The sequence below is a fragment of the Streptomyces carpinensis genome (assembly GCF_002154505.1).
Taxonomy (GTDB): domain Bacteria; phylum Actinomycetota; class Actinomycetes; order Streptomycetales; family Streptomycetaceae; genus Streptomyces; species Streptomyces carpinensis.
Genome location: NZ_MUBM01000165.1, coordinates 13,884 through 35,740, shown reverse-complemented (window position 1 = coordinate 35,740; position 21,857 = coordinate 13,884). Strand labels below are relative to the sequence as shown.

Here is a 21,857-nt window from a genome sequence, read left to right as displayed (position 1 = left end):
CCGTTCTCTTCGTCCTGACCTCGATGCTCATCACCAATCGCCGCAGCAACCAGAGGGCATGAGCCCCTGTAGGGAGTTGAAATCATGGCCCCGAGCGCCATGAGCCACCACGACTGGACGAAATCCCTCTCCGAGGCCCAGCCGGTCCCGTACTGGCTGGACGACCCCGGCAGGCCCCGCCCCGAGCCCGCCCTGACCGGTGCCGACACCTGCGACCTGCTGGTCGTCGGCGGCGGTTACAGCGGGCTGTGGACCGCGCTGATCGCCAAGGAGCGCGACCCGGAGACGGACGTGGTGCTGGTGGAGGGCCGCGAGGCGGGCTGGGCCGCCTCCGGCCGCAACGGCGGCTTCTGCGCCTCCTCCCTCACCCACGGCCTGGCCAACGGCCTGACCCGCTGGCCGAAGGAGATCCACAAGCTGGAGGAACTGGGCGCCCGCAACCTCGACGCCATCGAGGAGACGGTCGCCCGGCACTCGATCGACTGCGAGTTCGAGCGGACCGGCGAGATCGACGTCGCCACCGAGCCGTACCAGGCCCGGGAGCTGAGGGACTGGCGCGCTGAACTGGAGGAGCGGGGCCTCGCCGAGGGCGTCGAGTTCCTCGACCGGGACGCCGTGCGGGACCAGGTCGCCTCACCCACCTTCGAGGCCGGCCTGTGGGACCGCCGGGGCGTGGCCATGGTCCACCCGGCCAGACTCGCCTGGGGCCTGAAGCGGGCGTGCCTGCGGCTCGGCGTGCGCGTCTACGAGCACACCCCCGCCCTCACCCTCAAGCCGTACGGCGCCGGCATGGCCGTGCGCACCCCCTACGGCGGGATCCGCGCCCGCCGGGTCGCGCTCGGCACCAACGTCTTCCCCAGTCTGGTCAGAAGGGCCCGCTCCTACACCGTCCCGGTCTACGACTACGCCCTGATGACCGAGCCGCTCACCGCCGACCAGATGGCGTCGATCGGCTGGAAGAACCGCCAGGGCCTCGGCGACTCCGCCAACCAGTTCCACTACTTCCGGCTCTCCGCCGACAACCGCGTCCTGTGGGGCGGCTACGACGCGATCTACCCCTACGGCGGCCGGGTGCGGGCCGAGTACGACGACCGCCCGGAGACGTACGCCAAGCTCGCCGGGCACTTCTTCACCTGCTTCCCGCAGCTGGAGGGTGTTCGCTTCACGCACGCGTGGGGCGGGGCGATCGACACCTGCTCGCGTTTCTCGGCGTTCTTCGGCACCGCCCACCGGGGCAGGGTGGCGTACGCGGCCGGGTACACGGGCCTGGGCGTCGGGGCGACCCGCTTCGGCGCCGAGGTGATGCTGGACCTGCTGGCGGGTGAGCGCACCGAGCGCACCGAGCTGGAGATGGTCCGCAGGAAGCCGCTGCCCTTCCCGCCGGAGCCGTTCGCCTGGACCGGCATCGCGCTCACCAAGTGGTCGCTGGCGCGGGCCGATGCGCACGACGGCCGGCGCAACCTGTGGCTGCGGACGATGGACCGGCTGGGTCTGGGCTTCGACAGCTGAAGCACGGGCGGGCAGGCACCGGGAAGCGGCCGGGGGCTGTGAAGCGGGAGGCGGCCGGGGGCCGTGAGCCGGGCTCGGCACAGCGCCTGTGAGCCGGATCAGTCCCATTCGCTTCAACGAATGCCCTAAACCCGCGTAATGCCTGATGTAGGCCTCCCTCTCTCTCGTGGNNCCACGAGAGAGAGGGAGGCCTCCTCATGACTGGCGCGAAGACGGCGGTCGAGTGGCCGGTAGCCGTGGCACCGGATCCCCGAGCCTGCCGCCGGGAGTGGGAACGCGCCCCCCCGAGGGGTCGCCCTGCTGCGCGCGGGCAAGGCCTGGGACGTACTCAACCTGTCGGCCGAACTCGGCTACCCCACGCTCGACGTGCTCACCCGGGTCCTCGATCGGGTCGGCCCGGTCCTGGCGGCTTCGGCGACGCGCGGCTCGGCTTCCTGGTCCTACCGGGCACGGCGGTGCGCCGGCTCGGCACCGGGGTGCGCAGCGCCGGCCCCGGCACCTGGATCGTCGTGCCGAACCCGAGCCGCGCGGCCGGTGCGGCACGTCGGCTGGTGCCGCCGGACGGCTCGGGCACCCTCACCGACCCGGTGCTGCTGGAACTGGCGATGCACGAGGCGGCGGCGGTCCTGGCGGCCGAAGAGGGCGGCTGGCGCCCGGGCCGTACGGTGCCGTAGGTCTTGACAACCCAATTGGTCTGGACCAAATTGGGCGCGCTCTGCCCTCCAATCCCCCCTTGCCCGGAGGTACTTGTGGATCGCGACAGACACAGACCAACGACGCGCCGGCTGCTCGCGGTGCTCACGGCCGGTCTGCTGGCCGTGCCCGGAGTCACCGCGCTCTCGTCGGCCGCCCGTGCGGCCGACGCGGACCTCGCGCGCAACGGCGGCTTCGAGTCCGGTCTGGACGGCTGGACCTGCACGGCGGGGAAGACGGTGACCAGCCCCGTCCACGGCGGCACGTCCGCGCTGCAGGCGACCCCGGCCGGCAACGACAACGCCCAGTGCGCGCAGACGGTCTCCGTCCAGCCGAACTCCCAGTACACCCTGTCGGGTTACGTCCGAGGCTCCTACGTGTACCTCGGAGCGAGCGGGACCGGCACCACCGACGTCTACAACTGGACCCAGTCCGCGGCCGACTGGCAGCAGCTGACCACCACCTTCCGTACCGGCGCGCAGACCACCAAGGTCACGATCTACACGCACGGCTGGTACGGCACGGGCGCCTACTACGCCGACGACATCTCGCTCGTCGGCCCGGGCGGCGGCACCACCCAGCAGCCGCCGGCCGCCCCCGCCGGTCTGAAGACCGGCACGGTCACCTCCACCAGCGTGGCCCTGTCCTGGTCACCGGTGGCGGACGCGACGGGCTACGCGGTCTACCGCAACGGAACGAAGGTCCAGGCGACCACCGGCACGTCGGCGACGGTCACGGGTCTGTCCGCCTCCACCGCGTACGGCTTCCAGGTCACGGCGGTGAATGACGCGGGCGAGTCCGCGAAGTCGGCGACGGTGACGGCGACCACGGCCGCGGACCCAGGCGGCCCCGGCGGACCGGGCGGCGGCACGACGGACCTCCCGCCGCACGCCCTGGTCGGCTACCTGCACTCCAGCTTCGCCAACGGCTCCGGCTACACGCGCATGGCCGACGTCCCCGACAGCTGGGACGTGATCGACCTGGCCTTCGGCGAGCCGACCTCGGTCACCTCCGGCGACATCCGCTTCACCCGCTGTCCGGTCACCGAGTGCCCGAACGTCGAGAGCGACACCGACTTCGAGGCCGCCGTCAAGGCCAAGCAGGCGGCGGGCAAGAAGGTCCTGATCTCGATCGGCGGCCAGAACGGCCAGGTCCAGCTGACCACGACGGCCGCGCGGGACACCTTCGTCTCCTCCGTCTCGAAGATCATCGACGAGTACGGCCTGGACGGCCTGGACATCGACTTCGAGGGCCACTCGCTCTCGCTGAACACGGGCGACACGGACTTCAGGAACCCGACCACCCCGGTGATCGTCAACCTGATCTCGGCCCTGAAGACCCTGAAGGCCAAGTACGGCGACAAGTTCGTGCTGACGATGGCGCCCGAGACCTTCTTCGTGCAGATGGGCTACCAGTACTACGGCACGGGCAAGTGGGGCGGCCAGGACCCGCGCTGCGGCGCCTACCTCCCCGTGATCTACGCCCTCCGCGACGCCCTGACCCTGCTGCACGTCCAGGACTACAACTCCGGTCCGATCACGGGTCTGGACGACCAGTACCACTCCATGGGCGGCGCGGACTTCCACATCGCGATGACGGACATGCTGCTGACCGGCTTCCCGGTGGCCGGTGACGCGAACAACGTGTTCCCGCCCCTGCGGCCCGACCAGGTGGCGATCGGGATGCCGGCCTCGACCAACGCCGGCAACGGCTACGTGGCCCCGGCGGAGGTCACTAGGACCCTGGACTGCCTGACCAGGAAGACCAACTGCGGCTCGTACGCCACCCACGGCACCTGGCCGGCCCTGCGCGGCCTGATGACCTGGTCGATCAACTGGGACCGGTTCGGGAGCTGGGAGTTCCAGCGGAACTTCGACTCCTACTTCGACTGAGCCCCCCGGTCACCAGCCACAGCACGGAGAGCAGCACGGCGCTCAGACACCAACTGGCCACGACGTCCAGTGGCCAGTGGTAGCCGCGCCGCACCAGCCCGTACGAGACACCGAGCACGAGCACGGCGCACAGCGCGGCAACCGCCGTGCGGGCGAGGGCCGTACGCAGCCACTGAAGGAGGACGAGGGCCGAGGCCCCGTAGGAGACCGAGGCGGTCGCGGTGTGACCCGAGGGGTAGTAGCCGACCCCGGGCGGCATGACCGCGGTCCCGTGTCGCGCCGTCCACACCTTGAGCGGCACGAGGAAGACGGGAAGCAGCGCCATCGCCAGGGCCGCGGCGAGGGGTGGCAGCCACCAGCGTGCCGCACCCTCGCTCCGCCCCCGCCAGGCCGCGTACCCCAGCACCACCACGAGCACCGGCACCGCCACCTGCACGTTTCCGAGATCGGAGAGCAGCTCGGAGGCGCGGTCCGGGTGCAGCAGCTCGCCACTGACCCGCCGGTCCGCGCGCAGCAGCGGGCCGTCGGTGACGACCTGCCGGGTGATCAGCAGGAACAGTACGGCCGGAAGGGCGACGAGGACGAAGAAGAGCCCGCCGGGGCGTCCCGGCGAGCCGTGTCCTTCGCCGCGCGCGGCGGGCGGCCGTTCAAGGTCCTTGTTCGAGAAGGTCGACACGGTAGACAGCTTCGCAGAGCCACGGAGAAGTGGCCGGTCACGCCGAAGGGCCGGCGCAAGGGGGGGATTCGCGTCGGCCCTTCGGGTGGAACGGCCGTTCCATGTGTCTGCGACCGTCCTGACCGGAACGTCGCGCGCCCCGGGGGGTCTGGGGCGGGCGACCGTCCGATCGGTGAGGAGATTCGGAGCCCGGGGGCCCCGGTTGTGTGCGCGAGGCACGAACCAGGTCGAAGCTGGGGAGGCGACGGCCTGATGTCGCCCGCGGTTGCCCGTGGGCGGGTGTATCTCTCATCTGGAGTAGAACCTACGGCAGCCGAAGGGCGGAGGACAGCGGGAACCGCGTCCCGTCATCCACCTCGCACACGTTCTTCACACGCCCTGCCGCAGGCTCCGCCGGATGTGCGTATCCGCCGCTCAGATGCGCGCGAACGCCTGCTCGATGATGTCCAGGCCCTCGTTCAGGAGGTCCTCGCCGATCACCAGCGGGGGCAGGAAGCGCAGGACGTTGCCGTAGGTGCCACAGGTCAGGACCAGCAGGCCCTCGGCGTGGCAGGCCTTGGCGAGCGCGGCCGTCGCCTCCGGGTTCGGCTCCTTGGTGCCGCGGTCCTTGACCAGCTCGATGGCGATCATCGCGCCGCGGCCACGGACGTCGCCGATGATGTCGAACTTGTCCTGCATCGCGGTCAGGCGGCCCTTCATGACCTCCTCGATGCGTCCGGCCTTCGCGTTGAGGTCGAGCTCCTTCATGGTCTCGATCGCGCCCAGCGCGCCCGCGCAGGCCACCGGGTTGCCGCCGTAGGTGCCGCCCAGGCCGCCCGCGTGCGCGGCGTCCATGATCTCGGCGCGGCCGGTGACGGCGGCCAGGGGGAGGCCGCCGGCGATGCCCTTCGCGGTGGTGATCAGGTCGGGGACGATGCCCTCGTCCTCGCAGGCGAACCACTGACCCGTGCGGCAGAAGCCGGACTGGATCTCGTCGGCGACGAAGACGATGCCGTTGTCGGCGGCGAACTGGCGGATCGCCGGGAGGAAGCCCTTGGCCGGCTCGATGAAGCCGCCCTCGCCGAGCACCGGCTCGATGATGATCGCGGCCACGTTGTCCGCGCCGACCTGCTTGGTGATCTGGTCGATGGCCTGCTTGGCGGCCTCGGGGCCCGCGTTCTCCGGGCCGGTCGGCCAGCGGTAGGCGTAGGCGACCGGGACGCGGTACACCTCGGGGGCGAACGGGCCGAAGCCGTGCTTGTACGGCATGTTCTTCGACGTCAGCGCCATGGTGAGGTTCGTACGGCCGTGGTAGCCGTGGTCGAAGACCACGACCGCCTGGCGCTTGGTGTACGCGCGGGCGATCTTCACCGCGTTCTCGACGGCCTCGGCGCCGCTGTTGAACAGCGCGGACTTCTTCGCGTGGTCACCCGGCGTGAGCTCGGCCAGCGCCTCGGCAACGGCCACGTAGCCCTCGTACGGCGTGACCATGAAACAGGTGTGGGTGAAGTCGGCGAGCTGCGCGGAGGCGCGGCGCACGACGGCCTCGGCGGAGGCGCCGACCGAGGTCACCGCGATGCCGGAGCCGAAGTCGATGATGCGGTTGCCGTCGACGTCCTCGATGATGCCGCCGCCGGCGCGGGTGACGAAGACCGGCAGCGTGGAGCCCACGCCCTGCGCGACCGCGGCGGTACGGCGGGCCTGAAGCTCCTGCGACTTCGGGCCGGGGATGGCGGTGACGACGCGGCGCTCCTGCTCAAGTGCGGTCATGCGGGGCTCCCTGATGAGATCTTGCGTACGAGGGGCGTTTTTCGGACGCTTTTCCTTCTTTGCTCGCAGGCTAGGTCGGCAGAGGGAGGGTGGGCATGCTCCATGTGGGCGTTGTCGGCGGTCGCGGTTGTCCGCCGTGGATATAGAAGGGGTGCGGGTGCCCGCGCGAGGGGAGCGCGCGGATTGCCGCGCGCCGTACCGCGCAATCGGTGAACTCCCCTTGCCCGGGCGTTAGATTGACTCGCTGATGGTGGACGGAACGGCTGGTCAGGGGGCAAGGCAGATGGACGACGGCGGGACGCAGGACGCCCGGGGTTCGCATCCGAGGCATGCGAACCCCGTGCCGCGCCCGGCGGTGCCGAGGGACACACCGGCGGTGCCGCCCCGGCCCGCGCGCGCTCCCGAAGCGCCGGGCACGTACGAGCACCGGCCCCCGCAGCCGCTCCCGGCGCAGCACGCCCCCCGGGCCGCCGTCGCCGACTGGCTCGACACGCCCCGCCCGGACGCCGCGCCCGGCATCTGGCGCTTCGGCCACCGCCCGCCCAAGGGCAGCGAGTCCCGGGACCGGCTGCCCTCCATCACCGTCGTCGGGCTGCTGATCCCCCTGGTCGTGGCCCTGTTCGTGTGGTCCCTGTGGCGGCAGGGCGCCCTGCCCTACCAGTGGGCGCCGTTGCAGCTGTTCACCCCGGGCGACTGGTGGTGGGGCGGCACCGTCTCGCCCAAGGGGACGCAGGGGCGCGAGGCCGTGGTCGTCTACGACGGCGTGTTCTTCGCCGTGCTCGTCTACGCCGTCGGCCACCTGGGCAGCTGGCCCGAGGTCGTACGGCACTTCGTGGGCCGCCGCCCGCAGCCCGCGCGCGCCCTGTACGCCGCCCTCGGCGCCCTCGGCGCGCTCAGCCTGGTCTTCCCCGGCGCCTTCCCGCTCGTCGGCTGGGACCCGCTGCCGGTGGTCGACCCGGTGTTCTCCCTCGTCGTCCTGGTCTCGGGCGGCTACGGCCTGTTCGCCTCCCAGCTGTTCACCGACACGCTGTACGCGCTGATCACCCTGCTGGTCGTGTGGCCGTTCGCCCGGGTCGGCGGCTGGCGGACGTACGCCAGGGAGCTGGCCGCGCGCCGCCGGGCGAGCACCGACCCCGCCGCCCCGCCGCCGGCCGAGCTGCCCCGCTCGCAGTGGCCCGAGCTGCGGCACGCCGGCCAGTACCAGGCGGCCGACCTGCTCACCGCCGAGGTGGCGGGCGGCCGGATGAACGACGTGGACTGCGCCCGCGTGGAGCGGGCCTGGACCGAGGCCCGGCGCGAGGCGCGGCTCGCCACCTTCACCGACACCGTGCTGCGCCAGGGCGCCGCCGCCTGGACCCACCCGTCCGGGGCCCGTGACCTGCCCGGCCGCACCGCCCGGCACGACCTGCTCCAGGGGCAGGTGCGCATCGGCCGCTGGGTGCCGGGGGAGCGGACCCCGCGCGCCTATCACGGCGCGGGCGCGGCCGTCGGCCCGGAGACCCTCGGCACCTCGCTGCTGCTGGTCGGGCCGCCCGGCTCCGGCAAGACCCGGCACGTCGTCGAGCCGGTCACCGAGGCCCTGGCGTTGCAGGCGCTCGCCGGCCGGTGCGCGGTCGTCGCCGTCTGCGCCGCCGGTGCGCCGCTCGGCGCGGACGCGGGGTACGACGTGGTGGTGCGCGTCGGTGACCCCTCCTCCGTCCACGACCTCGATCCCTACGCCGGGTCGGACGCTCCCGACGAGGCCGCCGCGCTTCTCGCCGAGGCGCTGGTCGGCGACCTCGACACGGTGGGCAACCAGAGCGCCGCCACCGCGCTCGCCCAGCTCCTCGGCCCCTACCGGGCGGTGCACGGGCACTTCCCGCCGCTGCCCGTGCTGCGTGAACTGCTGGAGGGCGATCCGGGTGCGCTGGCCTCCCTGCGGGCGGGGCTCGCCGCCGACGAGCACGCCGTGATGCGCCGCGAGCTCGACGCCCGGATGCGCCAGGCGGGCGGCGCCGCCGACGCCGGCCCGGCCCTCGCCGACCGGCTCGCGCTCCTCGACCGGCCGGTCTTCGCCGAGTTCTTCGGCGCCGGCTCCGGCAGCCGGCCCTTCTCACTGCGGGCCGTGGCCCACCACCCGCTGCGGGTCCGCATCGACCTGCCCGAGCGGGGGCACGAGGAGGCGTCCCGGCTGATCACCCGGCTGGTCCTGGCCCAGTTCCACACCGCCGTACGGGACACCCGGCGCCCCCACTTCGCCTGCCTGGTCCTGGACGACGCCACCGGCACCGTCACCACCGAGTCGGTGCGCCGCATCCAGCGGCTGCGCGCGCAGAACGCCGGAGTCGTCCTCGCGCTGCGCACCGTCGCGGACGTCCCCGAGGCGCTGCACGGGCCGCTGCTGGGGGCCGTGGGCTGCCGTATGGCGCTGGCCGGGGTCACCACCTGGGACGGCAGCCGGTTCGCGCACGCCTGGGGCACCGAGTGGGTGGAGACGACGGAGGTCGCCAAGCACACCGTCTTCGCCGACCAGCCGATGACCCGGGCCATCCATGCCCTGCGCAAGCTGGTCACCGGAAAGGCCGTGACCACCGACGCCGTGACCACCAAGCAGGTCGAGCGGGAGCGCTGGTCCGCCTCCCAGCTGGCCCACGAGGTCCCGCCGGGGCACGCGGTGCTGTCGCTGACCAGCGTGGGCGGCGAGCACGCGCCGCCGCTGCTGGTCGATCTGCGGGGCTGAGCCGGGCCCACGGGTGCCCGCTTACGAATCGGACAAGTGGACGTGCGGGGTCGCGGTCACCGTACAGTGAGGCAGAATCGACACAGGCCGTTCATACGTCGCGGCCAAAAGATCACAATGATCACCTAACCTCCGCAGATCTGAAGGCCTCATGCCCCCGACGCTCGCCTCGCTCGTCCACCACTCCGCGCTCAAGCTGACCGTGCGCGCGGGCGGGGACCGCCTGGACGTGCCCGTCCGCTGGGCGCACGTCAGCGAGCTGGCCGACCCCGTGCCGTACATGGAGGGCGGGGAGCTGCTGCTGATCACCGCGCTCAAGCTGGACGCGGAGGACCCGGAGGCCATGCGCCGCTATGTGAAGCGGCTCGTCGGCGCCGGAGTGGTCGGGCTCGGTTTCGCCATCGGAGTCAACTACGAGGAGATCCCCAAGGCGCTGGTCGACGCGGCCGAGGAGGAGGGACTGCCGCTGCTGGAGGTGCCCCGGCGCACCCCGTTCCTCGCGATCAGCAAGGCTGTCTCGGCCGCCATCGCCGCCGAACAGTACCGGGCGGTCACAGCGGGCTTCGCCGCCCAGCGGGAACTGACCAGGCAGGCGCTGAACGCCGGACCCGAGGGCCTGCTGGCCGCGCTCGCGGCCCAGGTCGACGGCTGGGCGGCGCTCTACGACGCCTCGGGAGCCGTCGTCGCCACCGCGCCCGAGTGGGCGGGCCGCAGGGCGGCCCGGCTGACGGCGGACGTCGAGCGCCTGCGGGACCGGCCCGCGCCCGCGAGCGCGGTCGTCGGCGGGCCCGAGACCGAGGACCGGGTGGAACTCCACTCCATCGGCACCTCCCGCCGTCCGCGCGCCGCGCTCGCCGTCGGCACCGCCGCGCCGCTGGGCACCGCCGAGCGGTACGCCGTGCACTCCGCGATCGCCCTGCTGACCCTCACCACGGAACGCTCCCGCTCGCTGCACGCCGCGGAGCAGCGGATCGGCGCGGCCGTGCTGCGCATGCTGCTCGCCGGTCAGCCCGACCACGCCCGGGCCGTCGCCGGGGACCTGTACGGCGGCCTGCTGGACGCGCCCTTCCGGATGATCGTCGCCGAGCCGGCGCCGGCGTCCGCCGCGCGGGCGCACGCCGACGGGTACGCGCACGTGCAACCCGCGAAGTCCGCCTCGGCCGCAGTGCCGGCCGCGGCCGGCGGCAGCGGCGGCGACCCGCTCGCGGGCCTCGCCGAGGCCGTGGAGGCGGCTGCCGCACGCTCCGGGGAGGCGGTACTCGTCGTGCCCGAGGGGGAGCGGCTGGTGGTGCTGGCCGGGGACGGCAGCACGGCCGTCGCGGCGTGCGGGGAGTACGCCGCGGCCCTGGAGGCCCGACGGGCCGCGGCGGTGTCGGAGCAGACGGCCGGTGACGAGGACGAGCTGGTCATCGGGCTGTCCGCGCCGGCCGGGCCGATCGCGGCGGCCGCCGCCTACAAGCAGGCCGAGCAGGCGCTGTCGGTGTCGCGGCGGCGCGGCCGGGTGCTCGTCGAGCACGAGCAGCTGGTCTCGGGCTCCGTGCTGCCGCTGCTGGCGGACGACGCGGTCCGGGCGTTCGCGGACGGCCTGCTGCGCGCGCTGTACGAGCACGACGCGACCGGACGCGGCGACCTGGTGGCCTCGCTGCGGGCCTGGCTGTCCCGCCACGGCCAGTGGGACGCCGCCGCCGCCGATCTCGGCGTGCACCGGCACACCCTGCGCTACAGGATGCGGCGGGTCGAGGAGATCCTCGGGCGTTCCCTGGACGATCCGGACGTGCGCATGGAGCTGTGGCTCGCGCTGAAGGCGACCTCGACGGAGTAGCCGTACGCCAAACCGGCGCGCCCGCGCCGCGTACTGCTCCACCTCGGACAAGCGCCCGCCCGCCGTCCCCGCCCTACCGTTGACGGCGCAAGCACACACCTCCAACGCGGAAGGGCCGGGACTCTCAATGACTTCCACCCACGCCTTCTGGCTCGCCGGCCGCCAGGCCACCGGCGAGGACACCTTCGACGTCACCTCCCCGTGGGACGGCCGGCTGGTCGGCAAGGTGAGCGTGCCCACCGACGCCCAGGTCGAGGAGGCCGTGGCCGCCGCGCACGCCGTGCTGGAGGAGTTCGCCGCCACCCCGGCCCACGTGCGCGCCGCCGCCCTGGACCACGTCAGCAAGCGGCTGGCCGAGCGCACCGAGGAGATCGCGCAGCTGATCTCCGCCGAGAACGGCAAGCCGATCAAGTGGGCGCGCGGTGAGGTCGGCCGTGCGGTGTCGGTGTTCCGGTTCGCCGCGGAGGAGGCCCGCCGGTTCAACGGCGGCGAGGCCCAGCGCCTGGACACCGACGGCGGTGGCCAGGGCCGCCTCGCGCTCACCCGCCGCTTCCCCAAGGGCGTCGTCCTCGGCATCGCGCCGTTCAACTTCCCGCTGAACCTGTGCGCGCACAAGGTGGCCCCGGCCATCGCCGCCGGCGCCCCGATCATCCTGAAGCCGGCCCCGGCCACCCCGCTGTCCGGACTGATCCTCGGTGAGCTGCTGGCCGAGACCGACCTGCCGGCCGGCTCCTGGTCGGTGCTGACCGTCACCAACGACAAGATGCCCGCGCTGGTGCAGGACGAGCGACTGCCCGTCATCTCCTTCACCGGGTCCGACAAGGTCGGCTACGCCATCGAGGCGTCGGTGCCGCACAAGCACTGCACCCTGGAGCTGGGCGGCAACGCCGCCGCCGTCGTGCTCGCCGACTTCTCCTCCGACGCCGACCTCGACTGGGCCGCGAGCCGCATCGCGACCTTCTCGAACTACCAGGCCGGCCAGTCCTGCATCTCCGTGCAGCGGGTGATCGCCGACGCCTCCGTGTACGACCGCCTGCTGCCGCGCATCGTCGCCGCCGTCGAGGCGCAGGGCACCGGCGACCCGTCCGACGCGTCCACCGACGTCGGCCCGCTCGTCAGCGAGGACGCCGCCAAGCGCGTGGAGTCCTGGGTCGACGAGGCCGTGACCGCGGGCGCGCAGCTGCTCACCGGTGGCAAGCGCGACGGTGCCACCTACGCGCCGACCGTCGTCACCGACGTCCCGGCCGGCGTCACCCTCGCCACGGAGGAGGTCTTCGGCCCGGTCCTCACCGTGCAGAAGGTGGACGGCGAGTCCGAGGCGTTCGCCGCGGTCAACGACTCGAAGTTCGGCCTGCAGGCGGGTGTGTTCACCCACGACCTGCAGTCCGCCTTCCGCGCCCACCGCGCCCTGGAGGTCGGCGGCGTCGTCATCGGCGACGCGCCGTCCTACCGCGCCGACCAGATGCCCTACGGCGGCGTCAAGCAGTCCGGTGTCGGCCGCGAGGGCGTGCGCTCCGCGATGGACGACTACACCTACGAGCGTGTCCTGGTCCTGACCGGCCTGGCCCTGTAAGGCCCGACGGCCGGGTGCCGACGACGGCCCGAGCCCGCTGTGCGGGGGCTCGGGTCGTCGTCGCGTATCTGCATGCTGACCTGGGCAAAGCTCTGGAACTTGGCTGGTTCCCGTGAGGTGTTGGGAACACGGTGGGAACACCGGCGCTAGCCTCCTGCCATGGCGAGCGTTGTTCGGCGCAAGAACAAGGCCGGGGAGACCACCAGCTTCCAGGTGAAGTGGCGAGACGGTGGCTCGAAGACCGGTGACTGGCAGACGGAGCGATTTGATGACGAAGAGTCAGCCAACGTCTTCAAACAGGCCGTTGACGAAGCCGGGCAGAACTGGCCGCCGGGCTGGGTGAAGGGCCAGGGGTACATCAACGAGACGTCTGCCGACGAACTGAGGTACCGCTTTGACCACTTCGCGCGGGAGTCCGTGGAGCACCGGACGGCGAGCGACCGCTACAAGCGCCAGCGCATCAGGGCCTTGGAGATGTACATCTTCCCGACGTTCGGCCTCTGTGACGTGCGCTCTGCCGAGCACTTCAGCAAGGCCACGATCGGCTCGTGGGTCAACAAGATGCTGGCGACGAAGGTCAGGCGCGGGTCGAAGATCAAGGACATGTCGCCGGAGACGCTGCGGGGCCTCCACGGGCTGCTGTCGTCGATCCTCAAGGAGGCGGTGATCGCCGAGCCGCCTCTTCGGGACCGGAACCCGTGCGATCTGACGCGGCTCCCGACGGCCGACGACCGGGGCATCGACGACAACGAGTCGAGCGACGACATGGAGTTCATGACTCCAGAGGAGGTCGCCGGCCTGGTCGAGTGCTTTCCTTGGGCCTCTGACCGGATGCTCGTACGGCTCGCGTACGGGACCGGGCTTCGGTGGGGCGAGATCAGCGCGCTGGCAGCGCGGCATGCCCGAAATCCACGGCCGGGCGAGTACGAGGTCCGCGTCGTCAGGGCGTGGAAGAGGCGGGTGTATGCGCCCTGGTACCTGGGGCCTCCGAAGACTAAGGCGGGCCGGCGGACGGTCGAAATCACGGCCGGACTCTGGCAGGAGCTCCAGGAGTACGGGTTGGCCAAGCTGGGGAGTGACGAGCTCATCTTCCACAATGGCGAAGGGGACAGGCTCAAGTACGCGACGTTCTGGGAGCGATGGGGGCGCGCCGTCAAGAGGGCCAAGGCGCGCGGGTTGTTGCCGGAGTGGAAGCACCCCACGTTTCACGACCTGAGGCACTCTCACGTCGCAGCGCTGCTGTCGGATGGGCACAGCTTGACGTACGTGCAGCGCCGCCTTGGGCACGAGTCGATCAAGACGACGTCCGATCGGTACGGTCACCTGCTGGAGACGGCGCACAAGGCCGCCCTGGTGACGATCGACAGAGTCATGGGGTTTGTGTCGCCTGCTGCTGTTGCGCCGCCGGAGATCCGGTCAGGCGGTGACTGCAAGCGCGCTGTGCACGTCGCCTACCTCGGCTCTCGGCAGATCGGGTTCTGGGACCTGGGCCACGCTGAGGGAACGGCAGAGCGCTGGGTGCGCGAGCGTGGTGGCTCGGTGCACATTGAGACGACGACCAGCGACGGATGGGTCGGCGCATTCGGTGGCGGAGCCGGCCCTGAGAGTGCGTTGAAGGCCGTACGCAGCCAAATGCCGCGACGCACCTGGGTGTGGCGGGCGGGGCCGGTCGCTTATGCCGCGGACGGCTCAGAGGTCGTCACACACCCCGGGGCGGGAGAGCTGGACGGCCGGTGGGTGTGGGACTTCGAGGACGGCTACACGCAGGAGCCGGCACACGGGTCGGCCGAGTGGCGTCGCGGCTCGGAGGCCGAGACCGCGGCCTGGGCTTGGGGCTGTGACGAGGAGGCTGTCCGGGCCGCGTACGCGAACGCGCGAGCGGAGGCTCTACGTATCTGTGGGCAGCACCCGGACCGGGCTGCCAGGGGCCGTGAGCCGGTGACCTGACGGCAGGCAGCAGTTGGCCCCGGCTTGCTAACCGGGGCCACGCTGGTGGTCGTTGCAGCGGTGCTACTTCTTGCCCAAGAGGCAGTGTCCCTTGGACGCCTTGACGCAGATGAGCCTGCCGTGAGCCGGGCGGCTCGGGTGCGCGGGGTGCGACGGGTGCGCCGGGTGGGCAGGCCGGGCAGGGCTGGCGGTTTGGCCAGGGGCGGGGGCGGTTGCGCCGCTCGTCGGCGGTGTGTCGGTTGCGGTCCCACCCTTGTCGCCCGAGTCGCCGGCCGGGGCGTGAGCGCTGCTCGTCGGCGTTCCGCCGGGCGTGGCCTCACCGACCGAGGCGCCGACGGAAGGCGCCGGGTACGCGTCGGGAGATGCCTGTTGGTCGTCCGTCGACGGGTTCGTGTCGCGCAGCGGCCGCTCGCCGGTGTCGATGGCGGTGGCGTCCTTCAGTTCTGCGCCCGCGCCTGCGGTGCTGTCGTCGGCGGCCTCGCCGAGGCTGTCGTCGTCGGCCTGGGCGGTGCTGTCGTCGGCATCTTCGACACCGTTGTCAGGTGCGGTGGCCGGGTGCGCGGGTCCCTGGTCGCCGGGGTTGGTGGCGCTGCCGGTGGCTCCCATGATGAGTGCGGCGGCAGTGCTTGCGACGGCCACGACGCCCGCGCTAGCGACGACGGCACCACCGGGGGACCGGCTGAATGCGCTGCGCAGTCGGCTGCCGAGTGAGGTGAAGATCGCGGCGACACCACCGCCGATGTAGAGCATCAGGTGCTTCTTGCGGCGGGCTGGTTGCAGCTCGTCCGCCGCGAGCGGCGTGGTGTTCTCGAGTCCCTGCGTGAGACGAGCGATCTTCTCTGCAGTGACCTCCGCGCGGAGCTGCGTGATGATCGTCTCGTGTCTCTTGTTCGACTGGTACAGGAGAAAGATCGCCAGGACTGCCGCGCCGAGGACCCCGGCCAGCAACACGTCCGCCACTTAAACCCCCCTAGTGCTGTTTGGTAGCTCCAGGCAAGTTTGTGCATATGCGGTAGACAGTTTGCGTTTTAAATGAACCTGTAACCGTCCCGTTACCTTCGGTCACCCTGCCCGACGGTTTTGAACTTCCGTGCGATCAGCGGGAGTTGACGGTGTGGCAGATCGGCCGACCCGTCGCAGGACCTCCTCCTGCGCCTCCGGAGGGAGGGTGGCGAGGAGCGCGGCAATGGCGTCGATGTGCGGATCTGTTGCATATCCCGAGACGGCCGGGGCCGGGCTCTCGGCGGTCTCCAGCTCCTCCAGGATCTCGGCGGCCTCGACGCGGCCGGTCTCGGCGAGCTCTGCCGAGGTGACGCCAACGGCCAGGCACATGCGGGCCAGGGTCTCGTCCGGTGCCCTCACCTCGATCCGCTGCCCGCCGACCGACTGGTAGCCGGCGATGATCTGCCCCCAGCGGGACTTGCTGATGCCTGCCTGTCTGGTCGCGTCGTCGACGCGGATTCGCTTCCGCTTCAAGGCCGCCTTGATGAGCGCGGCCTCAGGCGGTGGTGCGGGGCTCGGGCTCTTCGTCATGCTGGGAGCTTCCCACGACTAGACGCTAGTCCGCCATCCAGGATGGCTTGAATTTGTAGTGAAGTTCATCAAATTTACGCGCACTAGTCCGTCTAGTTTGCGCCCCGTGCGCCCCCTGACGGCTACTACACGCCACTACGTCTCCACTACACGGCACTACGTCTAGTGGTTGCACTAGAGCCTAGTGGCGACTAGTTTGATCTGCATGACCCATCCGCCTGGAGGGCGCCGTAGGCGTCCGCTGAACCACGAGCCGAGTGCCGTGACCTACGCCCGAGAGAAGGCGGGCCTGACGCAGCAGGAACTCGCCGAGCGGTGCGGCGTCAGCCAACAGCTCGTGAGCAAGATCGAATCGGGGGCCCGCAACGCCACCCCACGGGTTCTGAACAGATTCGCCGAGGCGCTCAACTGCCCGGTCGTCGTACTGGAGGCGAAGCGTCAGACGGCAGGGGCGGGCGCCCGATGACTGCATGGACGCGCACACACTGCGTCTGCGTCGAGGTCCGGAATCTCGACTACGACGAGGCCGCCGCCGCCCTCAAGATCAAGCGCCGGTGGCTGGAGGACAACATCTCCCGCCTGCCGCACCAGAAGTACGGCAAGAACGAGGCCGTCTTCTGCCACTGCGATCTGAGGGTGATCCAGTCCATGTACGCGGTCTTGCCGCCCGAGGCCGAGGCCGTAATCAACCCGCCGGCCGACGAAGCAGCCGCGCAGATCCCCGACACCAACACGCCGTCCGTCTTGACGCTGGCCGCGATCAAGCCCGCTCAGGGCCGCAGGCGCGCCGCCGCCCGGGTGTGACGGCTGCGGGGCCGCCAGACCGTGCCGGGTCCAACAGCCCCGCTCACCAGGCCACCTCAATCCCTTGAATCGAGGTTTCCGTGAACCCGAATCCTAGCCCCGAGCAGGCCCCGGCTGTGGCCCTCGCTCAACTCCTCGGCCACCGGACGGAACTGTCCGCGCTCGTGTGGGTCCTCGGCGAGACCCCCGGCGTGCTGAAAGGCCACCAGATCGGCGAGACCGGCAACGGCGACATCATCGACGCCTGCGCCGAGCTGATGGGCGGCACGGTCGTCCGCTCCGAATGCCACCGCGGCAACGACCGGCAGGGCGTCGCCCAGCTCGTCACCTGCTACGACGGCGTGCCCGTCGAGGTGTGGGCCAGCTACCCGCTGCCCGACGACCACGGCCTGACCTCCGCCGACCTGCGGCAGCTGTTCGCCGCCCGCCCGCTGGGCACGCTGGTGTGCCTGACCGGAGGCGCCCAGTGAAGGACGCACTGATCCTCGGCGCGATGGCGGTCTGCTTCCTGCTGCTCGTCGCCTCCCTCGTCGCCGGACGCATCCACACCGACCGGTCCGCGCACGGTGCGCAGATCCCGCACCCCCGCAAGCACGACCCCAGGAACTGCCTGACGTGCTCGCAGATGCGGCACCCGTCGCAGACCGGTCTCCGCCGCCAGGTCACCGGGTCCATGGTCAGCCCGCGCCGGTCCACGGAGAACGGGGGCCGCCGGTGACGCACAGGCAGAGCCCCGCTGACCACCAGGTGGTAGCCGAAGAGGCGAAAGCGAAAGCCAAGCCCGGCACGTGGCTGCCGGTCCTGGTCTATCGGAGCTCGGTGACCGCCGGGAACGTGGCCCGGCTGATCGGCGACGGGACGATCGTCGTCTACCGGCCTCGCGGGTCGTTCGAGGCGTACGCGGCCCGGCACGAATCCGGCACCGCGGTGTGGACCCGGTACGTGGCCGGGCTCGATGTAGAGCCGATGCCGGACCGGCTGACCGTACGGGTGCCGGACTACGGCCCGCAGCGCGGGTACGAAGGCGTCCGCATCGCCACCGTCGAGATTTCCTCGCGCTGCTCTCGCTGCGGTGGCCCGCGCGGACCGGTGCGCGCGCACAGTTTCGTCCGGGACGGCGCCCGCCTGATCTGCGACCGGTGGACCAATGCGTGCGGCCACGTGGAGGAGTACAGCGCGGTCCTGGCCGAGGCTCGGCAGCTGGCCGCCTCGGCGGGGCCGGGAGGCCGGAACCGGCGCAAGCCTCCGATCGCAGGAGTCGACGGCGGCCGGTACAAGGCCGCGGTCGACCTGATCGCCGAGTACCTCCGGGAGGTGCCGCACTGGCGGGCGCTGTCGGCGTCGAACGTCGTCGAGCGGGCCGGCCACGCCGAGGCCGCACGCGTGATCCGCCGGTTCGTGCAGGCCAGCCCCACGGGCCATAGCACCAGCGCACGAGGCGCCGCCCTGTACCTGAACGACCTCGACACGAGGACCCGCATGGCGATCAAGGACGAAGCCGCACGCACCAAGGGGGCGACGAAGTGACCACCGACACGCTCGTCCGAGAGGACGCCACCGAAGCCGAGGGCCTGCCGGACGCCCCAGCCGCCCGCCTGATCCTGCCGTCCGGGTCGCTGGACGATCCCGACTACTACCAGCGGTGGCTGGCGACGCGCCGCGAGGGCATCGGTGGTTCCGACGTCGCCGCCCTGTTCGGCCTGGCCGGGAAGTACGCCTCGCCACGGCGGGTGTACGAGGAGAAGCACGGCCGGAAGGTCGACGAGGACAACGAGTACGCCGAGGTCGGCCGGGAGATCGAGGGGTTCATCGCCCACCTGTTCTCGAAGCGGTCGGGCACACCGATCGCCATCCCGCCGGGCACGCTGCAGAACATCGAGCGGCCGTGGATGCAGGTCAACGTCGACCGGTACGCCCTCGACCCGGACACCGGCGCCGTGGTGGCCCCAGTGGAGTGCAAGAACCGCTCCGAGTACCAGATCAAGGACTGGGACGGCGACACCCCGCCCGATGCCCCGGCGATCCAGTGCTACTGGGGGATGGCTGTCGGCGGCTGGGACCACGGCTACGTCGCCGGCCTGGTCGGCGGTAACAAGCTGCGCTGGTTCCGGCTGCAGCGCGACGAGGAGATCATCGGCGAGCTGGTCGAGCACTGCGAGCAGTGGTACCAGCGGCACATCGTGGAGGGCTTCCCGCCGCCCGCTGACGGCCTGGAGGACACCGCCAACCTGCTGGCCCGGCTGTGGGAGGTCAAGCCCGAGTCGATCGCCACGGTCGACCCGGCGAAGGCCCAGGACATTCTCGACCGGCACGCCCTGCTGGAGCAGAAGGTCAAGGACGCGCAGGACGAACTCCGAGCCGTGCAGAACGAGATGCGGCTCGTGGCGGGCGCGAACGAGATCGTCAAGACGTCCGACGGCCAGGTGGTCTGGACGAACAAGCAGAACGGCACGCTCGCGCCCAAGCGGCTGGAGAAGGAGCGGCCGGACATCGCCGCGAAGTACCGGAAGACGGTCAGCGTCCTGGACGTGGATGCCCTCAAGACCTCGCCGGACAAGCAGGTTTACACCAACTTCCGGGCCCGCGTGCTCCGCGTGCCCTCGGGGGGCTGAGCATGACGACGGCACTGACTCTCAAGGACCGGCTGAAGGCTGCCCGCCAGGCCGCCGAGCCGACGGCGGCCCCGGCCGCCGAGCAGCACGACCAGGCGCCGGACTCCCCGGCCGAACTCGCGGACATCAAGGGCCACGAGCAGGTCGAGCCCTCCATGAACGACACGGTCATGGAGTGGCTGGGCGTCTACCGGAAGCACTTCGAGGAGGCCCTGCCCGCCTGCGTGGACCAGTCCGCGTTCTTCGCGGCGGTCCGGTCGGTGCTCCCCACGCTGGCGAAGTGCAAGCCGGCCAGTGTCCTGCAGGCGCTGCTGACCTGCGCCCGCTTCGGGCTGATCCCGGACGGCCACCAGGCCGCCATCACGCGGCAGGGCACGACGGCCAGCTTCGTGCCGATGTACCAGGGCTACATCGAGCTGATGTACCGCTCGGGCCTGGTCGAGTCGGTGCACGTCGGCGTGATCCGCGGGCACGACGAGTACGACTACGTGCCCACCGCGCGGTACCCCGACGACTTCGTGCACCGGCCGAACCTCAAGCTGTCGCAGAAGGACCGCGGCGAGGTCGTCATCGCGTACGCGTACGCCTGGCTCAAGAACGGCGCCCGCTCGCAGGTGATCCTCCTGACGCGGGAGGACGCCGAGGAGATCCGCAACGAGTTCAGCGAGGCGTACCGGCGGGCGGAGGAGAACGAGACCCGCGACTCGTACTGGCACCGCTTCTTCCTGCGGATGTGGGAGAAATCCGCGATCCGCCGCCTGATCCGCGTGGTGCCGAAGTCCGCCGAGCTGCGGGCACTGGCCGACGCCGACGACGCCGGCGACCGGGGCGAGGTGCAGATCCTGCACGCGTCCGACACCGAGGCCGCCCAGCTCCTCGCCGAGGCGGAGCGGGCCCACACCGCGGCGGAGGCGTCCCAGGACGTTCCCACGGCCCCGGTGACCCGGCGGCCCCTCAAGAAGCGGTCGCAGCCGCGTCGGTCGACGCGGGCAGGCCGCCGCAAGGGACGGAGGTGACCACAGTGAGCCCAGCTCCCCGCCCGCTCCGCGCGGGGGAGCGGTTCGGCCGTCTCACCGTCACGAAGGATCGCCAGCCCGGCGAGACGTTCGTGGAGGTTCGCTGCGACTGCGGCACCGAGAAGTCCGTCCGCTTCCTCGACCTCGGCCGGTACACGAAGTCCTGCGGCTGCCTCCGCACCGAGCTGCTTGTCGAGCGCAGCACCCGCCACGGCCATGCCGGCACCTCGCTCTACATGACCTGGGAAGACATGGTCGCCCGCTGCACTAGGCCAAGCCACAAGAAGTGGGCCGACTACGGCGGGCGCGGCATCACCGTGTGCGACCGCTGGCGCGACTTCGCCAACTTCCTCGCCGACATGGGCGAGCGCCCGCCTGGCCTGGAGCTGGACCGCATCGACAACAACCGCGGCTACGAGCCCAACAACTGCCGCTGGACCGACCGCTCCACCCAGATGAAGAACCGGCGTGACGCCGCGTACGCGGGCACGGTCCGCGACGAGCTGACGGGCCGGTTCCTGCCGAAGGGAGACCACTGATGACCCGCAAGACATGGCTGGACTTCCCGCTGATCGGGCTCGACTTCGAGACGACTGGGGTCGACGTCAACCGGGACCGCGTCGTGTCCGGGGCCGTGGTCCGCTACGGCGGCGGCCAGCCCACCGAGGTCCGGAGCTGGCGGTCGGACGTGGGCGGGATGGAGATCCCGGCCGAGGCGACCAGGATCCACAAGATCACGACCGAGCGGGCTCGTGCGGAGGGCCGCCCGGCCGCCGAGGTCATCCGCGAGGTCACCGAGACGCTGGCCGCGTACTCGATGGTTGGCTTGCCGCTCGTGGCGATGAACGCCCAGTTCGACCTGACGCTGCTTGAGCGCGAGTGCGAGCGGTACGGCGTGAAGAGCCTGTGGAACTCGACGCCGGTCGTCCTGGACCCGCGCGTGCTGGACAAGCGCTTCGCGAAGTACCGCAGGGGCAAGCGGAACCTCGGCGCGATCTGCGCGCACTGGGGGGTCCGGCTCGACCGCGCGCACAACGCGGAGGTCGACGCGAAGGCGGCTTGCGCGGTCGTCTGGAAGATCGCCAAGCGGCATCCGTGGCTGACGCGTCAGGAGCTGGGCGACCTGCACGAGGCCCAGGTCGTGTGGGCGCGGGAGCAGACCCAAGAGTTCCGCGAGTACCTGGCCCGCGTCGGCCACGACGTGGACGACTCCCCGTTCGACTGGCCGCTTCTCCCGGCCCCGGCCACTGCCTGACCGGCCCCTCTGCTGCCGCCCCGGGGTCGCCGTGCCCCGGGCGGCAGCTCCACCGCT

General features: G+C 71.5%; 19 protein-coding genes and 1 pseudogene. 16 read left to right on the top strand and 4 right to left on the bottom strand.

The annotated features are described in order from the left end of the window. Positions 1-84: 84 nt before the first annotated feature. The 3 genes and pseudogenes from BZY54_RS22065 (at position 85) to BZY54_RS22055 (ending at position 4,094) form a co-directional block, all read left to right on the top strand. Positions 85-1,509 (top strand): NAD(P)/FAD-dependent oxidoreductase, encoded by a 1,425-nt coding sequence (locus tag BZY54_RS22065; RefSeq protein ID WP_086727052.1) that lies wholly within the window; start codon positions 85-87, stop codon positions 1,507-1,509. Positions 1,510-1,706: 197 nt separating this feature from the next. Then, positions 1,707-2,183, top strand: a pseudogene (locus tag BZY54_RS22060) (hypothetical protein). A 75-nt stretch (positions 2,184-2,258) separates the two neighbouring features. Then, entirely contained in the window at positions 2,259-4,094 is a 1,836-nt protein-coding gene (locus BZY54_RS22055; RefSeq protein ID WP_086727050.1) for a chitinase, read from the top strand. Here BZY54_RS22055 and BZY54_RS22050 read toward each other — a convergent pair. Further along, positions 4,033-4,770 carry a phosphatase PAP2 family protein gene (locus tag BZY54_RS22050; protein WP_086727048.1) on the bottom strand — a complete coding sequence of 246 codons (738 nt, stop codon included), beginning with the start codon at positions 4,768-4,770 and terminating at the stop codon, positions 4,033-4,035. The genes BZY54_RS22055 and BZY54_RS22050 overlap by 62 nt on opposite strands. 414 nt (positions 4,771-5,184) lie before the next feature. Then, entirely contained in the window at positions 5,185-6,519 is a 1,335-nt protein-coding gene (gene gabT / locus BZY54_RS22045) for a 4-aminobutyrate--2-oxoglutarate transaminase (protein WP_086727046.1), read from the bottom strand. Positions 6,520-6,802: 283 nt separating this feature from the next. Here gabT and BZY54_RS22040 point away from each other — a divergent pair, with 283 nt between their 5' ends. The 4 genes from BZY54_RS22040 (at position 6,803) to BZY54_RS22020 (ending at position 14,580) form a co-directional block, all read left to right on the top strand. Continuing rightward, on the top strand, positions 6,803-9,238 hold the full coding sequence (locus BZY54_RS22040; protein WP_086727044.1) for a type IV secretory system conjugative DNA transfer family protein: 2,436 nt from the start codon (positions 6,803-6,805) through the stop codon (positions 9,236-9,238). Positions 9,239-9,389: 151 nt separating this feature from the next. Continuing rightward, positions 9,390-11,060: a PucR family transcriptional regulator gene (locus tag BZY54_RS22035; RefSeq protein WP_086727042.1), complete on the top strand. Its 1,671-nt coding sequence runs from the start codon at positions 9,390-9,392 to the stop codon at positions 11,058-11,060. 127 nt (positions 11,061-11,187) lie between these two features. Then, positions 11,188-12,633: an aldehyde dehydrogenase family protein gene (locus tag BZY54_RS22025; protein WP_086727039.1), complete on the top strand. Its 1,446-nt coding sequence runs from the start codon at positions 11,188-11,190 to the stop codon at positions 12,631-12,633. Between the two features lie 159 nt (positions 12,634-12,792). Continuing rightward, positions 12,793-14,580 carry a tyrosine-type recombinase/integrase gene (locus tag BZY54_RS22020; RefSeq protein ID WP_086727037.1) on the top strand — a complete coding sequence of 596 codons (1,788 nt, stop codon included), beginning with the start codon at positions 12,793-12,795 and terminating at the stop codon, positions 14,578-14,580. 63 nt (positions 14,581-14,643) lie between these two features. On the opposite strand, the gene BZY54_RS22015 is transcribed toward BZY54_RS22020, so the two are convergent. Both BZY54_RS22015 and BZY54_RS22010 read right to left on the bottom strand, forming a co-directional pair. Beyond that, positions 14,644-15,540, bottom strand: a complete 897-nt coding sequence (locus BZY54_RS22015) for a hypothetical protein (RefSeq protein ID WP_086727035.1) — start codon at positions 15,538-15,540, stop codon at positions 14,644-14,646. A gap of 102 nt (positions 15,541-15,642) precedes the next feature. Further along, positions 15,643-16,113, bottom strand: a complete 471-nt coding sequence (locus tag BZY54_RS22010) for a hypothetical protein (protein ID WP_086727033.1) — start codon at positions 16,111-16,113, stop codon at positions 15,643-15,645. A 262-nt stretch (positions 16,114-16,375) separates the two neighbouring features. Here BZY54_RS22010 and BZY54_RS22005 point away from each other — a divergent pair, with 262 nt between their 5' ends. From BZY54_RS22005 to BZY54_RS21965, 9 genes are all read left to right on the top strand, one after another. Next, positions 16,376-16,579 (top strand): helix-turn-helix domain-containing protein, encoded by a 204-nt coding sequence (locus BZY54_RS22005; RefSeq protein WP_244217277.1) that lies wholly within the window; start codon positions 16,376-16,378, stop codon positions 16,577-16,579. Continuing rightward, positions 16,576-16,917 carry a hypothetical protein gene (locus BZY54_RS22000; RefSeq protein WP_086727029.1) on the top strand — a complete coding sequence of 114 codons (342 nt, stop codon included), beginning with the start codon at positions 16,576-16,578 and terminating at the stop codon, positions 16,915-16,917. Before BZY54_RS22005 ends, BZY54_RS22000 begins: the two co-directional genes overlap by 4 nt. Positions 16,918-16,997: 80 nt before the next feature. Further along, positions 16,998-17,387 (top strand): hypothetical protein, encoded by a 390-nt coding sequence (locus BZY54_RS21995; protein WP_143668091.1) that lies wholly within the window; start codon positions 16,998-17,000, stop codon positions 17,385-17,387. Next, positions 17,384-17,635 (top strand): hypothetical protein, encoded by a 252-nt coding sequence (locus BZY54_RS21990; protein WP_086727025.1) that lies wholly within the window; start codon positions 17,384-17,386, stop codon positions 17,633-17,635. The genes BZY54_RS21995 and BZY54_RS21990 overlap by 4 nt, the downstream gene beginning before the upstream one ends. Before the next feature lie 101 nt (positions 17,636-17,736). Continuing rightward, positions 17,737-18,444 (top strand): hypothetical protein, encoded by a 708-nt coding sequence (locus BZY54_RS21985; protein ID WP_143668090.1) that lies wholly within the window; start codon positions 17,737-17,739, stop codon positions 18,442-18,444. Then, on the top strand, positions 18,441-19,529 hold the full coding sequence (locus BZY54_RS21980; RefSeq protein WP_244217276.1) for a YqaJ viral recombinase family nuclease: 1,089 nt from the start codon (positions 18,441-18,443) through the stop codon (positions 19,527-19,529). The genes BZY54_RS21985 and BZY54_RS21980 overlap by 4 nt, the downstream gene beginning before the upstream one ends. A gap of 2 nt (positions 19,530-19,531) precedes the next feature. Continuing rightward, positions 19,532-20,545 (top strand): RecT family recombinase, encoded by a 1,014-nt coding sequence (locus tag BZY54_RS21975; protein ID WP_086727022.1) that lies wholly within the window; start codon positions 19,532-19,534, stop codon positions 20,543-20,545. 5 nt (positions 20,546-20,550) lie between these two features. Then, on the top strand, positions 20,551-21,084 hold the full coding sequence (locus BZY54_RS21970; protein WP_086727021.1) for a hypothetical protein: 534 nt from the start codon (positions 20,551-20,553) through the stop codon (positions 21,082-21,084). Next, a complete protein-coding gene (locus BZY54_RS21965; RefSeq protein ID WP_086727019.1) occupies positions 21,084-21,800 on the top strand; it encodes an exonuclease domain-containing protein in 717 nt (238 codons plus the stop codon). Before BZY54_RS21970 ends, BZY54_RS21965 begins: the two co-directional genes overlap by 1 nt. Positions 21,801-21,857: the final 57 nt, after the last annotated feature.

Bases quoted from the DNA above. Each gene is read 5' to 3' on its own strand.
- BZY54_RS22035 (WP_086727042.1), top strand. From the start codon at position 9,390: ATGCCCCCGACGCTCGCCTCGCTCGTCCACCACTCCGCGCTCAAGCTG.
- BZY54_RS22010 (WP_086727033.1), bottom strand. From the start codon at position 16,113: ATGACGAAGAGCCCGAGCCCCGCACCACCGCCTGAGGCCGCGCTCATC.
- gabT (WP_086727046.1), bottom strand. From the start codon at position 6,519: ATGACCGCACTTGAGCAGGAGCGCCGCGTCGTCACCGCCATCCCCGGC.
- BZY54_RS22040 (WP_086727044.1), top strand. From the start codon at position 6,803: ATGGACGACGGCGGGACGCAGGACGCCCGGGGTTCGCATCCGAGGCAT.
- BZY54_RS21965 (WP_086727019.1), top strand. From the start codon at position 21,084: ATGACCCGCAAGACATGGCTGGACTTCCCGCTGATCGGGCTCGACTTC.
- BZY54_RS22000 (WP_086727029.1), top strand. From the start codon at position 16,576: ATGACTGCATGGACGCGCACACACTGCGTCTGCGTCGAGGTCCGGAAT.
- BZY54_RS22065 (WP_086727052.1), top strand. From the start codon at position 85: ATGGCCCCGAGCGCCATGAGCCACCACGACTGGACGAAATCCCTCTCC.
- BZY54_RS21975 (WP_086727022.1), top strand. From the start codon at position 19,532: ATGACGACGGCACTGACTCTCAAGGACCGGCTGAAGGCTGCCCGCCAG.
- BZY54_RS22020 (WP_086727037.1), top strand. From the start codon at position 12,793: ATGGCGAGCGTTGTTCGGCGCAAGAACAAGGCCGGGGAGACCACCAGC.
- BZY54_RS22025 (WP_086727039.1), top strand. From the start codon at position 11,188: ATGACTTCCACCCACGCCTTCTGGCTCGCCGGCCGCCAGGCCACCGGC.